Here is an 11,878-nt window from a genome sequence, read left to right as displayed (position 1 = left end):
ACCGCACCAGAACAATGCTCTATCTAAATACTTACGGACGGAACCGCCTTGCCCCTTCTCTAGATAGCGCTGATTACCGGCATCTAGCCCCATCCGAGCACTCGTGATCGCAACTTTTGGGCACTGCTAGCCGCTGCGACCGAATATAAAGAATTACACGAATGTGAATATCGCAGGTCAGAAGGTACATGTTCCTCAGACTTTTGCGACTGTACTTTGGGTCCCCCCTCTGGAGTGCCCAAAAGTTGAAATCTCGCTCGGCTTTGGCGAGCAGATCCGCGACTCCCCGAGCTGCGCGCCTGAAATGTCGGGTTACCCTTTGATAAAGGGTGTGATCAAGCGCTTCCCCTGTTCTATATCCTGCTATGCCGCCCGTGCCTCATGGCGAATCTTATCGACCAGGGCGCGAGCTGCCGGAGCGGCGGCAAGTAGGAGCACAAGCATGAGGACGCTGCCCGCAATATTGATCATCCACATGGGCACGAACGAGTGAAACGCATCGAACAGACTGCCCGAGAGCATCGTACCGAAGGCGTACCCCAGCATTTCCAAGCTCGTCAGCCACCCCGTGATGCGTCCAACGTCTTTCGCCCCATAGCAGCGCACGGCAACAAGTGAGGGCGCTACGGTGCCCATGCAAGTACCGAAGCCAAAGAAGACTGCGCTCACCACCGGACCCCACATCGTACCGGCAAAGCACAGGCCCACGGAACCGATAAGGCACGCTGCGCTTCCCACGATGATCCCGGTACGGACGCCGAAGCGGTCGTACATCCACCCCGTCGCTATCTTAGATACAAGCACCACGATCATATTGAACGAGTAGATTGAGCTCGCATACACCATGTCATGGCCGCCGGTCACGATCTTCTGGCCCTCGACCGTCACCGACGTCATATTAGTAATGGAGTTGGGAATCGCGGCGCCGTTGATGACGCCCATTACCATAAAACCGGCCACCATGAGCCAGAATGACGGGTGCCGCCAAACGTGAGCCCAAGGCACCTCAACATCGACCGGCACATCGCCCGCGCGCTTCTCGCTTGCAGCCGCCGCGCCCGCAGCCTCGGCCGCGCCGTATGGCTCGAGACCCTTGTCGGCAGGCCGGCTATAAAAGACTGCCACGGTAATGGGAAAGGCAATGATAAAGCACACGGCGGCGAGCACCATGAAGGACGCGCGCCAGCCGACGGCGGCGATAAGGCTACTCACCGCGGGCGAGAAAATCGCGCCGCCGAAGCCCGAACCGCTGAGCGCCACCGCGACGGCGAGCCCCTGCTTGAGCGTAAACCAATTCGTAAGCACGATAGAGATGAGCAAGCGTGTGCCCGCCACGATGACTAAACCATCGATAGCAAAGAGCAGAAAGAGCTGCCAAGCAGCCCCAACGTAGGCGAAGCCGATGAGCGCCGCCGCCGTGATGGCGACAGAAAGCCCGCCCAAGATGCGTCCGTCCACACGGTCAACTACATTGCCGATAACGAGCGAGCCGATGATCGACACGAGCGTGGACATGGAATTCGCCATATTATAGGCGCCCACGGTGATGCCGAGATCCTCGACGATATGCGGCTGGAAGAGCGACATGCCGCTCACCATGGTGGTATAGCAGGTGCCCATGATGAGAAATCCGGACACCACGAGCCACCAGCCAAAGTAGGGGCGCCGAGTGCTGCTTGGTAGATTGCTTGCCGAGGGTGCCATAGAGATCTCTCCTTCTTCTTGCCGGTCGCCCTTGCTGGTCGCATTGGCACGCGCTCGCTATGCGCGCTCGCTCGATGCGCCCTTATGCCTGCCGATGCTTGGACGCGATGGCGCACGATGCTCGAACCACGTGGCGACAACCGCCACGTGTAGAGCCGCTCCCATCCAAAACACCTGCTCATCAAGGTGCATATGCGGGTTATGGTGCGGTGCAGCACCGGGACTTCCCGCACCCAGAATCGCGAAAACGCTCGGCACCGACGCCGATACGTAGCTAAAATCTTCCGTTGCCGCCATGGGCTCGGCCTTGAGTACACGCGCCGAACCAACCACCGCCGCAAACGCCGGTTGCAGCTCGGCCGCCAAGAGCGGGTCGGTCACCACGCTGGGGCAGTTGAACATCGCGACTTCGGAACTCGCCCGCCACGCCTTCACATACCCCTCCACAAGTTCGGGAATGCGCGAGAGCACGTGCTCGCGCGCCGCGACGTTGAGACTCCTGAGGCCGAACTTGAGGTCCGCTGTATCGGGCAGGGTGTTGGGCACCGTGCCCGCTTGGAGCGCGCCGCACGAGAGGGTGATAGCTGCCGCCGGCTCAACCTCGCGCGTCATCATGAGGTTGAGCGCCTGGTATACCTGGTTGGCCACCATAAGCGGGTCGATGCACTGCTGCGGGGCCGAGGTATGGCCGCCGCGCCCCTGGATCTTGATGACGAAGGTGTCGAGCGAGGTGCTCGATACGCCGGGAGCAAAGGATACCTGACCGGCGGGCTCGTTCGACATGACGTGAAGCCCAAAGGCAGCGTCGACGCGCGGAGCCTCGAGCGCGCCGTCGTCAATCATCGTCTTGGATCCAGCACCGAGCTCCTCACCCGGCTGAAACATGAGCTTGACGGTTCCGGGGAGCTCTGCCTCGTGGCGCTTGAGCACCGCGGCCGCTGCGAGCAGCATCGCCGTGTGCGCGTCGTGCCCGCACATATGGCTGCATGTGCGCGTGGATTTAAACGGCAAATCGTTTTCCTCGATGATGGGCAGGGCATCCATGTCGGCACGGAGCAGGATGCAGGGACCCGCCCCAGAACCAACAGTCGCCACAATGCCCGTGGAGCGGTCGATACCCGGATACCCGAGGCTCTCATACGAGCGCGTGAGCTCATGAGCGACGGTGCCGCACGGCCTCCATGTGATGCCGAGGCTGTCAAGCCGTTGCGACACGTACGCAACCGTCTCGGGCAGGGCCATGCCCACCTCGGGAATCTGATGCAGGGCACGCCGATCTGCGACGATCTCGTCTTGCAGGGCACGCGCCTCGGAAATCATAGCTGCACACAACGTTGCCATTGCGGTCTCCTCCTTGCTTCATTCAAGCACAGTAACCGCTTTCGCGCTCGCCTGACCCCATGATTGCGCTTACAGGGCCAAATAGCAACCTCCCCGAAACATCCTCGCAGCGCCCCACGCCTGCGCTATGCTGAACGCAGCGCGACACACGCCATTTGAAACGATTGAGGAAAGGATCACCTATGCCTTTAGAGCCTCAGCAATTCCCGGCAACCACCGTGCCCACACGCTTCATAGGCGGGCGCATCACGACGGAAGACCCTGCGCAGCCCGAGGCAGATGCGCTCGTGACCGATGCCACCGGGCGCATCGTTTGGATCGGCTGGGCGAACGAACTGCCCGCCGCCTTCGCGGGTGATGCCTATGAAGAGGTCGACCTAGGCGGCGCGCGCGTTATCCCCGGCTTTGTGGACGCGCACATGCATGCCGTGATGCTCGCGAATTTTGCACCGCAGATCTCGGTCTTGCCACCGAACATCACCTCGATTGCCGAGCTCACCGAGGCAATTCGCGCCCGCCGTGCCGCACAAGGCCCCAACGCCTGGGTCGAGGGTTGGGGCTATGACGAGGCGCTTCTTGCCGAACACCGCTCACCCACCCGTTGGGACCTAGATGCCGGAAGCCCCGACGCACCTGTATGCATCATGCGCACCTGTGGGCACATCCGCTGCGTCAACAGCCGTGCGCTCGAGATCGCTGGCATCACGCGTGACACGCCCGATCCTGTTGGCGGCGAAATCGAGCGCGATGCCACCGGTGAGCCCACCGGAGTCCTCAAAGAGACGGCGCGCGACCTCGTCACGCCATTCATCCCCAAACCGAGCGAGCATGATGCCGTGCAGCATATCGTGGACCTCGGCCAACTGCTCGCCTCGCAGGGCATCGTCGCCGCGACCGACATGTGCAGCGTCGACGGCACCGACACCCATCCGTTGCTCCTGGCCGCCGCACGCGCCGGGTTCAAACAGGATGTAGCCACCTATATGCTCTGGGATTACATCAAGCAAAGCCCGGACGCCTATGAGCTCGGCCCCGAGCAGATGGACCGCAGCCAGCAGATCTTCGCGGCAGGTATCAAGATATTGACCGATGGCAGCGTGTCAGGCCGCACGGCATGGTTCTATGACCCGTTCCTGCCCTCCGAGCGCGATCTGGGCGCTGCGAATTGCGGCATGCCGACCTGCACTGACGATGATATCGATCATGCCATAGCCTTTTGCCAGAACCATGGTTGCCAGCTCTCGCTCCACGCCATGGGAACCCATGCCATCGACCGCGTCATCGACCGCGTCATGGCGGCTGGACTTTGGGACGCCGATGGCGTGCCTCCGGTGCGCATCGAACACGTGACCGCGCCTTCGCCGCATGCGATCAGCGCGATGGCGGCAAACGGAATCGCCGTTGTCACGCAACCCATCTTCCCCTATGCCGAAATCGGTACCTACCTCACGAACCTCGGCGAGGAGCGCACACGCCGCTGCTACCCCTTCCGCACCCTCGTCGATGCCGGCGTGGACGTCTGCATCTCAACCGATGCCCCAGCAACATCTTGGGCCGTACCCTCGGACCCCTTCCCCAACATAAAAAGCGCGGTGACCCGCCAGGCCTACAACCACTTCGACTTCGATGCCACCGAGGCGCTCAGCGTGGAGGAGGTGCTCGCCCGCTATACGCGCGAGCCGGCGCGCATCCTCGGCTTCGAAGGGCTCGGCATGCTCAAGGCCGGCTATAAGGCGAGCTTTGCCGTGCTCGACCGAGACATCCTCGCCATCCCTGCCGACGAGATCGACCGCGTGAAGGTCGCGGCCACCTACATCTGCGGCGAGAAGGTCTTCGAGCGATAGGCCTCACCCGGAAATGATAAAACCCACCTGGTCGGTTTTATCATTTCCGGGCGAAAAAAACAGCCGGGCTGGAAGGCGCTACGTATGCCTTCCAGCCCGGCTGGTTGCGATGAGATGAAAGAGCCTGGCTTACGCCTCGAGCGCCTTCTTGGCGATGGCGGCCAGCTCGTTGAAGCTCTCGATGTCCTCGTAGGCCATCTGAGCAAGCACCTTGCGATCGAGCTCGATGCCGGCGACCTTCAGGCCGTGCATGAACTGAGAATACGAGATGTCGTTCATGCGGGCGGCAGCGTTGATGCGGGTGATCCAGAGGCTGCGGATCTCGCGCTTCTTGTTGCGGCGATCGCGGTACTGATACTGGAGGGAGTGCTGCACCTGCTCCTTGGCAGCCTTATACGTACGCGAACGGGCGCCATAGTAGCCCTTCGCCTGCTTCATGATGGTGCGGTGGTGCTTACGGGCGTTGAGAGCGCGCTTCACACGTGCCATAGTTAATCAACTCCTACTAACTCAGAAAAGACGGGAACGAAGCGGGATTAGGCGAGACGCGAAACGACGGTCTTGCGATCGGCGCTGGAGATCTCGGTCTCCTGGCGGAAGCCGCGCTTGCGCTTCGTCGTCTTCTTGGTCAGGATGTGGCTCTTATAGGCCTTGGCGCGCATGAGCTTGCCGGAGCCGGTAACGCGGAAACGCTTCTTGGTACCGCTGTGAGACTTCATCTTGGGCATGGAATTCTCCTTTATCGCTTACAGGACAAACTACTTCTTATCGCTTTCGCTCTTCTCGGGCTTCTCGTCGAAAGCGCCCTTGATGGGAGCGAGGAGCATGAGCATGTTGCGGCCCTCGAGCTTGGGCTGCGACTCGACCGTGGCATAGGGCTTGAGGTCCTCCGCCAAGCGCTCGAGCACGTTGAGACCCTGCTCCGGATGCGCCATCTCGCGACCGCGGAACATGATGGTGATCTTCACGCGCGCGCCCTTCTTGAGGAAGCGGAGCACGTGACCCTTCTTGGTCTCGTAGTCGCCGACGTCGATCTTGGGACGGAACTTCATCTCCTTGACCTCGACGCGCGACTGGTTCTTGCGCGCTGCCTTGGCCTTCATGGCCTGCTGGTACTTGTACTTACCATAGTCCATGACGCGGCATACGGGCGGATCGGCGTTCGGAGCGATCTCGACGAGGTCGAGGTTCTGCTCGTCGGCGATGCGCTGCGCGTCGCGGATGTCGAAGAGCCCCAGCTGCGAGCCATCGACACCGATCAGGCGGCACCTCGTCGCGGTGATCTCGTCATTGATGCGCGTGTCATCGTGCTTAGCTATTTTCGGTACCTCCTTCAAAACACGAAACCCGGTGCCATGCACAGCAACCGGGTCAATCGTTCCAAGCAAGCGATGCCTATGCACCGCCCTCATAGGTTGTGATGACCAGACAGCTGCTCAAGGCGCCGAAAGGTGGGAACCATCGGTTCCACTTTGCTAGCATTGCCGAAACAATGCGGATGCATGATAGCACAGCTATGCGCACTCCATGAGTTCATCATGAAATGGTGCCGGAGGAGAGACTCGAACTCTCACGCTGTTGCCAACGGCAGATTTTGAGTCTGCTGCGTCTGCCAATTCCGCCACTCCGGCAACTGCGCTACCGCCGGTACATAGTACCACAGAAGACTGCGATTGCACGCGACGTTGCAATCCGGCCAAATCGGACACCGCTCCCGCCGGGCCAACACCACCTGGTTGGAGCGGGAACACCCGCGCTCCTAGCGCCGGTCGTCATCATCATCGTGCACGATGCTGATCTTCACCTTGCCAAGAAGCACGGCGACCGCGAGCACGAGCATCACGATCGGGATGAGCCGCAACGCACCCACGAAGAGCACGCCTAGCAGCGACAAGACGAACGAGATGATAGCCGCAACGATGAATAGCGCTATAACCATATACAGACACGTCATGCGCATCTCTCCTTCCCTGCGCCACAGAATAGCAAATCGCAGGGCCTCCTGCCGTCTCGCGCGGACCGTTCGTGCGTTCTTTAGCCTTTCTTAACCGGTCGCGGCACGTGCGCTTCCTATACTTGAGCTACAGGCGCCAAAGAAAGGAGCAGCATGATCGTCACCACCACCCCAACCATCGAGGGCTACGAGATCGTTGAGTATCTGGGCATCATCGCCGGAGAGGCAGTGTCAGGAATCAACATGTTCAAGGACCTGGGCGCGGGGATCCGCAATGTGTTCGGCGGGCGCTCGGCAGGATATGAGGAGGAGATGCAGAACGCGCGCCGCGAGGTTCTGGACGAACTTGCAGACCGCGCGGAGCAGCTCGGCGCCAACGCCGTCGTGGGCACCTCGCTTGGCTACGAAACCTTTGAAGGGATGATCATGACGGTGGCTTCGGGCACTGCCGTGCGCATTCGCCGCGCAAGCTAGCTAAACCAAGCGGCCTCACGACCTTGCGGACAAACTAGGAGCTCTTTCCGTATATCCCCTCTTTGCATAAGAAAAGGCCCCGTTGCCGGGGCCTTCATACTCAGTGGTGCGGGCGAAAGGACTTGAACCTTCACGGGGTTGCCCCCATATGGACCTGAACCATACGCGTCTGCCAATTCCGCCACGCCCGCATATGTCTCGGCTAACGCCGAAAGCGCTGTTCATCTTACCCTAGCGCCTCGAGGTGCGCAAGCCCCATTTTTATGAAACGGGAAGCGCGCCAAACCCGTGCGGTTAACCGGCGATGATGTCGAGAACTTCCTTCTCGGCAGCGGGGCGACCAACACCGGTGAGGAACGGGACACCGCTCACATAGGGGCACTCAAGGCCGTTCGGAGCGACGGTCGTCGCGATGAGCAGGTCGGCATCGGCGCAAGCATCCTTGGCCTCAGAGATCGCGCACTGGACGATCTCGTACTGTCCCTCGTAGCCGTTGTCATTCAGCAGCGCAGACACCTTCTGCGCAACGGCGGTCGAGGTAGCGATTCCAGAACCGCAGGCCAGCACGATCTTCTTCATGTCGAAGGTCTCCTTTCGATAAGTGCAATGGGTATAGTGTACCGCCCTCGATGGCAAAAACCCAGAAGTGAGTTGGAAAAAAATAACGGCGGGTTAGAAATATCAGCGAATTCCTTGCATATCAGTAGATTCCCCGCGCGCCTGCCAGCGCCCCGTCTGCTAGACTGTGTCTTCGATGGGGGCGTGGCGGAATTGGCATACGCAGGAGACTTAAAATCTTCGGCCTTCGGGATTGTGGGTTCGAGTCCCACCGCCCCTACCATTAACCTCTACAGCTCCGGAGACGGGGCTGTTTTGTGTTTGGGCCCATCGCGTGGACTCGAACCCGGGAGGGCCCGGAGCGCGCGAAGCGGCGCAGCCGGCCGCCGAGTCCCACCGTCCCTACCAACTTTTACTCAGATAGCTCCGGCGTCCAGCCGACAACCGGCTTCTCGCCCCCCAGGGCCTCATCAATCGTTGCCGCCATGCCGGCGAGCAGGCTGCTCTCGCTTACCGTAAGCTCCTCGTATCCGCCAGCCCGCATAAGCTCGCGGATGATAATCGTTCCCGCCTGCATCATGGGAGCGCGCTTGGGCTGGATGCCCTTGAGCTCGCGAATCTGCGCGACCGTTAGCGTGCTCATGCGATCGAGCTGCCGCTCGACCTCTTCGAGCGTCAGGCCATGAAGGTGAACGAACGAGGAGTCGTAGGGCTCGAGCTCGTAGGTTAGCGAAACGAGCGTCGTCACCGTACCCCCCACCGAGATGAATCGACTGGGGCGGTCGGCGAATTCATCCCAGTATGAGGCGAACTGGCCATGGGACCACGCGGCGGCGGCCGCGAGCTCCTCGGCAGCGGGCGGGTCGGCAGTAAAGAACCGGTCGGTCAACCTACGGCAGCCGATGTCAAGCGACCGCACATGCTCGAGCTCGAGATGCGCGTTGCGCGGGTCGTACGTGCCGACGACGATCTCCGTCGAGCCGCCGCCGGGATCTGCCACGGCAATGCGCTCGCCGGGAAAATCGTGGGCGACCCCATAGAATGTGAGCCTCGCCTCCACCTCGCCAGGGATGATCTGGGGCGCAAGGCCCAGAGCGCGCAGGCGAGCGAGCAGCTCCTCGGCGTTTTCCGCGTCGCGTGCAGCACTCGTCAAGGTGACGCATGTCGCCGTGGCACCGAAAGCACGGGCTTCCTCCGCGAAGGTGCGGCACGCAGCCTCCACGCGATCGATGGCGCCGGCGCTAAAACGACCTGTCGCGTCCACGCCCTGCCCCATGTCGGTAATAACGGAATGCTTCTTCGAATCCACGATCGCGCCATCTCGCACGCGTGCGAGCGAGAGCCGCGATGAGACCGTACCCAGATCAATCGCCGCAATGCGTGCGCAACCGTCTCGATCAAGCAACATAGGCAATGCCGCCTTCCCTGGCCCGCGCACCGCGCGAGCGTCAATCACCCGTCGAGGAAACCGTTTGGCCCTCGACGCCCTGGTAGAAGAAAAACGCATCGAGTACCTTGATGTACCACGGTGCATCGTTGGCCACTGCCCGCTCGGCGGCCTCGACCTCTGCAGAGGTGTTCGGATCGGAAGGAGCGCCCGTAGCGGAGCCCGAAGCCCCTGAATCGGTCGAGGCGGCGTCCTGAGTGTCAGACGCGTCACCCTCGTCGCCAGCGGCATCGCCCGACTGATCGGCTGAAGCGTCGGACGCATCGGCGCTTCCGCTGGAATCGCCCGATGCTTCATCTGATGACGAATCGCCCGCCTCGTCCTCGAGCCCTATGACCTCGACCGCGTGCTCGCCGGGCATCACCAATCCAAGGTTCTGGCGCGCGGCGTCCTCGATACCCTCTGTGGAAAGCAGCTTATTGACCTCGGTTTCGAGCGTCTTGTTGTAGCTCTCGCGAACAGCAAGCTGACGCTCGAGGATATCGCCTGTTCGATAGGCCGCGTACAGGTCGCGCACGGGAAAATAGACGCTGAGCGCGATCGCCGCTGCAACGACGCCGTAGAATGCGAAGCGCCACGGCCCCGTCGTGATGGCGTAGATCGTCTGCACGACGCGGTTGTCTGCCGCATAGCGCATGAAGTTCGAGCGATGTCTACGGGAACCCGTCGCCCGCCGGGTCGATACCGACCGGCCGCCCTCGTTCACGGCGCGTCCTCGCCCATTCGACCGCAGGCGGTCGGCGGCACGCGCAGCACCGGAACCAGAACTGTCCCGAACCGCCGCTCCACCCTGTGCAGAGCGACGGGCACGCGATGTCCCGTGCGCGCTACCGGAGCGAGATGAGACGGACTGGCGACGCTGCGCGCCGGCTGCTTTCGAATTGTCGCGATAGGTTTCCATGGGCGCCTTGTTTGATTGAAGTGCGATTGCGCTACCGCTTCATTATGACACGCTCGCGCACCCTCAAACCGGAGACTTTCGACGCATCCGTCAAATGCGCACGCCCAACGTTTCTCGAACGACGCCCCGCGCTCCCCCTCTCCCGCCCAACCGTGGCCGTTACCGCAGGGAAGCCCTGGGAAGGGATTCCGAAGCGTGTTTCCCGCAGGAGTTCAGCTTTGCTGAACTCCGAGGACCACACGCGAAGGAACCCTTCCCAGGGCTTCCCGTCGAGCTGCGAGGACCAGCGAAGGAGGAATTCCGGGGCTTCCCGCCGGGAGGTATCGCTACCGCAGGTTGTAAAACGCCGTGCGGCCCGCGTACTCAGCCGAGGTATACAGCCCGTCCTCGATGCGGATGAGCTGATTGTACTTGGCAATACGGTCCGAGCGGCAGGGAGCACCCGTCTTGATCTGGCCCGCATTCGTTGCCACGGCGAGGTCGGCAATCGTGGAATCCTCAGTCTCGCCAGAGCGGTGACTCACGATGCAGGCATACCCGGCGCGCTTCGCCATCTCGATCGCCTCGAGACTCTCGGTAAGGGTGCCAATCTGGTTCACCTTCACGAGAATGGCGTTGGCCGCGCCCATCTCGATGCCCTTCTTCAGGCGCTCAGTGTTGGTGACGAAAAGATCGTCTCCCACGAGCTGGACCTTCTTACCCAAACGCTCGGTGAGCTTGACCCAGCCGTCCCAGTCCTCTTCTGCGAGGCCGTCTTCGATCGAGATGATGGGGTACTTCTCCACCAGCGCGGCCCAGTAGTCGATCATCTCGTCGGTCGTGAGCTCGCGGCCTTCACCCTTGAGCACGTATACGCCGCGCTCGGCGTCGTAGCATTCGGTGGTTGCCGGATCCATGGCGATCATGAAATCGTCACCAGGCTTGTAGCCAGCCGCCTCGATGGCCTTGACGATGTACTGAAGCGGCTCCTCGTTCGTCGCTAGATCCGGAGCGAAACCGCCCTCGTCGCCCACGCCCGTCGCATGGCCGCTTTCCTTGAGCACGGACTTGAGCGTGTGGTACACCTCGGCGCACCAGCGCAGGCCCTCGGTGAAGGTGGGCGCGCCCACCGGCATGATCATGAACTCCTGGAAGTCCACGTTATTGTCGGCGTGCACGCCTCCGTTCAAGATGTTCATCATGGGTGTGGGCAGGGTGTGGCCGTTCACGCCGCCCAGGTAGCTATACAGCTCCAAGCCCGCCGACTGGGCAGCAGCGCGCGCGACGGCGAGGGACACGCCGAGAATGGCGTTCGCGCCAAGCGCGCCCTTGTTGGGAGTCCCGTCGGCAGCGATGAGGGCGGCATCGACCGCACGCTGGTCGAACGCGTCCATGCCGATTACCGCCTCGGCGCACTCCTTGTTCACATGGTCGACGGCCTTGATCACGCCCTTGCCCAAATAGCGATCCTTATCGCCGTCACGCAGCTCAACAGCCTCGAACGCGCCAGTCGAAGCGCCGGAGGGAACCATCGCGCGGCCGAACGAGCCGTCGTCGAGCGTCACCTCGACCTCGACGGTGGGATTGCCGCGCGAATCAAGCACCTCGCGGCCATAGACGTCCAAAATCTCACTCATAGTGCGCCCCTTCCAAAAGGTTAGCCTTAACAAACTTGT

The 11,878-nt window shown here is 61.6% G+C and carries 12 protein-coding genes and 3 tRNA genes; 3 read left to right on the top strand and 12 right to left on the bottom strand.

Going from position 1 to position 11,878, the window contains the following annotated elements; all coding sequences use genetic code 11:
* Nucleotides 1–363: 363 nt before the first annotated feature.
* Nucleotides 364–1,704: an MFS transporter gene (locus HGEM_RS09575; RefSeq protein ID WP_019129219.1), complete on the bottom strand. Its 1,341-nt coding sequence runs from the start codon at nucleotides 1,702–1,704 to the stop codon at nucleotides 364–366.
* A 57-nt stretch (nucleotides 1,705–1,761) separates the two neighbouring features.
* Nucleotides 1,762–3,045, bottom strand: a complete 1,284-nt coding sequence (locus HGEM_RS09570; protein ID WP_019129218.1) for a M20 metallopeptidase family protein — start codon at nucleotides 3,043–3,045, stop codon at nucleotides 1,762–1,764.
* Nucleotides 3,046–3,227: 182 nt separating this feature from the next.
* On the opposite strand from HGEM_RS09570, the gene HGEM_RS09565 reads away from it, so the two are divergent.
* The gene (locus tag HGEM_RS09565) at nucleotides 3,228–4,889 is read left to right on the top strand and encodes an amidohydrolase (RefSeq protein WP_019129217.1); all 1,662 of its coding nucleotides are present in this window, start codon (nucleotides 3,228–3,230) and stop codon (nucleotides 4,887–4,889) included.
* A gap of 129 nt (nucleotides 4,890–5,018) precedes the next feature.
* Here the strand turns inward: HGEM_RS09565 and rplT are convergent, their stop codons facing one another.
* From rplT to HGEM_RS09540, 5 genes are all read right to left on the bottom strand, one after another.
* Nucleotides 5,019–5,378, bottom strand: a complete 360-nt coding sequence (gene rplT / locus HGEM_RS09560) for a 50S ribosomal protein L20 (RefSeq protein ID WP_019129216.1) — start codon at nucleotides 5,376–5,378, stop codon at nucleotides 5,019–5,021.
* Nucleotides 5,379–5,425: 47 nt separating this feature from the next.
* Nucleotides 5,426–5,617: a 50S ribosomal protein L35 gene (gene rpmI, locus HGEM_RS09555; RefSeq protein WP_019129215.1), complete on the bottom strand. Its 192-nt coding sequence runs from the start codon at nucleotides 5,615–5,617 to the stop codon at nucleotides 5,426–5,428.
* Nucleotides 5,618–5,647: 30 nt separating this feature from the next.
* Entirely contained in the window at nucleotides 5,648–6,265 is a 618-nt protein-coding gene (gene infC, locus HGEM_RS09550) for a translation initiation factor IF-3 (RefSeq protein ID WP_035102013.1), read from the bottom strand.
* A 168-nt stretch (nucleotides 6,266–6,433) separates the two neighbouring features.
* Nucleotides 6,434–6,520 (bottom strand) — tRNA-Leu (locus tag HGEM_RS09545).
* 128 nt (nucleotides 6,521–6,648) lie between these two features.
* Nucleotides 6,649–6,843 carry a hypothetical protein gene (locus tag HGEM_RS09540; protein WP_022348889.1) on the bottom strand — a complete coding sequence of 65 codons (195 nt, stop codon included), beginning with the start codon at nucleotides 6,841–6,843 and terminating at the stop codon, nucleotides 6,649–6,651.
* Between the two features lie 153 nt (nucleotides 6,844–6,996).
* On the opposite strand from HGEM_RS09540, the gene HGEM_RS09535 reads away from it, so the two are divergent.
* Entirely contained in the window at nucleotides 6,997–7,317 is a 321-nt protein-coding gene (locus tag HGEM_RS09535) for a YbjQ family protein (protein WP_019129212.1), read from the top strand.
* Between the two features lie 104 nt (nucleotides 7,318–7,421).
* Here HGEM_RS09535 and HGEM_RS09530 read toward each other — a convergent pair.
* Nucleotides 7,422–7,508: transfer RNA gene (locus tag HGEM_RS09530), tRNA-Leu, on the bottom strand.
* Nucleotides 7,509–7,611: 103 nt separating this feature from the next.
* Complete coding sequence (locus HGEM_RS09525; protein WP_019129211.1) at nucleotides 7,612–7,896, bottom strand: PTS sugar transporter subunit IIB; 285 nt, start codon at nucleotides 7,894–7,896, stop codon at nucleotides 7,612–7,614.
* A gap of 177 nt (nucleotides 7,897–8,073) precedes the next feature.
* Here HGEM_RS09525 and HGEM_RS09520 point away from each other — a divergent pair.
* Nucleotides 8,074–8,158: transfer RNA gene (locus HGEM_RS09520), tRNA-Leu, on the top strand.
* A gap of 129 nt (nucleotides 8,159–8,287) precedes the next feature.
* On the opposite strand, the gene HGEM_RS09515 is transcribed toward HGEM_RS09520, so the two are convergent.
* The 3 genes from HGEM_RS09515 to eno all read right to left on the bottom strand — a co-directional run bounded on the left by HGEM_RS09515 (nucleotide 8,288) and on the right by eno (nucleotide 11,839).
* Nucleotides 8,288–9,283, bottom strand: a complete 996-nt coding sequence (locus HGEM_RS09515) for a Ppx/GppA phosphatase family protein (RefSeq protein WP_019129210.1) — start codon at nucleotides 9,281–9,283, stop codon at nucleotides 8,288–8,290.
* Nucleotides 9,284–9,323: 40 nt separating this feature from the next.
* The gene (locus HGEM_RS09510) at nucleotides 9,324–10,223 is read right to left on the bottom strand and encodes an FtsB family cell division protein (RefSeq protein WP_154646840.1); all 900 of its coding nucleotides are present in this window, start codon (nucleotides 10,221–10,223) and stop codon (nucleotides 9,324–9,326) included.
* A 326-nt stretch (nucleotides 10,224–10,549) separates the two neighbouring features.
* The gene (gene eno, locus HGEM_RS09505; RefSeq protein ID WP_019129208.1) at nucleotides 10,550–11,839 is read right to left on the bottom strand and encodes a phosphopyruvate hydratase; all 1,290 of its coding nucleotides are present in this window, start codon (nucleotides 11,837–11,839) and stop codon (nucleotides 10,550–10,552) included.
* Nucleotides 11,840–11,878: the final 39 nt, after the last annotated feature.

The sequence above is a fragment of the Enorma massiliensis phI genome, from assembly GCF_000311845.1.
Lineage (GTDB): Bacteria > Actinomycetota > Coriobacteriia > Coriobacteriales > Coriobacteriaceae > Enorma > Enorma massiliensis.
This window is presented reverse-complemented; position numbering and strand designations above follow the sequence as displayed.

Excerpts from the sequence above, each read along its gene's own strand:
- HGEM_RS09575 (WP_019129219.1), bottom strand. The coding sequence starts at position 1,704 with ATGGCACCCTCGGCAAGCAATCTACCAAGCAGCACTCGGCGCCCCTAC.
- HGEM_RS09570 (WP_019129218.1), bottom strand. The coding sequence starts at position 3,045 with ATGGCAACGTTGTGTGCAGCTATGATTTCCGAGGCGCGTGCCCTGCAA.
- HGEM_RS09565 (WP_019129217.1), top strand. The coding sequence starts at position 3,228 with ATGCCTTTAGAGCCTCAGCAATTCCCGGCAACCACCGTGCCCACACGC.
- rplT (WP_019129216.1), bottom strand. The coding sequence starts at position 5,378 with ATGGCACGTGTGAAGCGCGCTCTCAACGCCCGTAAGCACCACCGCACC.
- rpmI (WP_019129215.1), bottom strand. The coding sequence starts at position 5,617 with ATGCCCAAGATGAAGTCTCACAGCGGTACCAAGAAGCGTTTCCGCGTT.
- HGEM_RS09540 (WP_022348889.1), bottom strand. The coding sequence starts at position 6,843 with ATGACGTGTCTGTATATGGTTATAGCGCTATTCATCGTTGCGGCTATC.
- HGEM_RS09535 (WP_019129212.1), top strand. The coding sequence starts at position 6,997 with ATGATCGTCACCACCACCCCAACCATCGAGGGCTACGAGATCGTTGAG.
- HGEM_RS09525 (WP_019129211.1), bottom strand. The coding sequence starts at position 7,896 with ATGAAGAAGATCGTGCTGGCCTGCGGTTCTGGAATCGCTACCTCGACC.
- HGEM_RS09515 (WP_019129210.1), bottom strand. The coding sequence starts at position 9,283 with ATGTTGCTTGATCGAGACGGTTGCGCACGCATTGCGGCGATTGATCTG.
- HGEM_RS09510 (WP_154646840.1), bottom strand. The coding sequence starts at position 10,223 with ATGGAAACCTATCGCGACAATTCGAAAGCAGCCGGCGCGCAGCGTCGC.
- eno (WP_019129208.1), bottom strand. The coding sequence starts at position 11,839 with ATGAGTGAGATTTTGGACGTCTATGGCCGCGAGGTGCTTGATTCGCGC.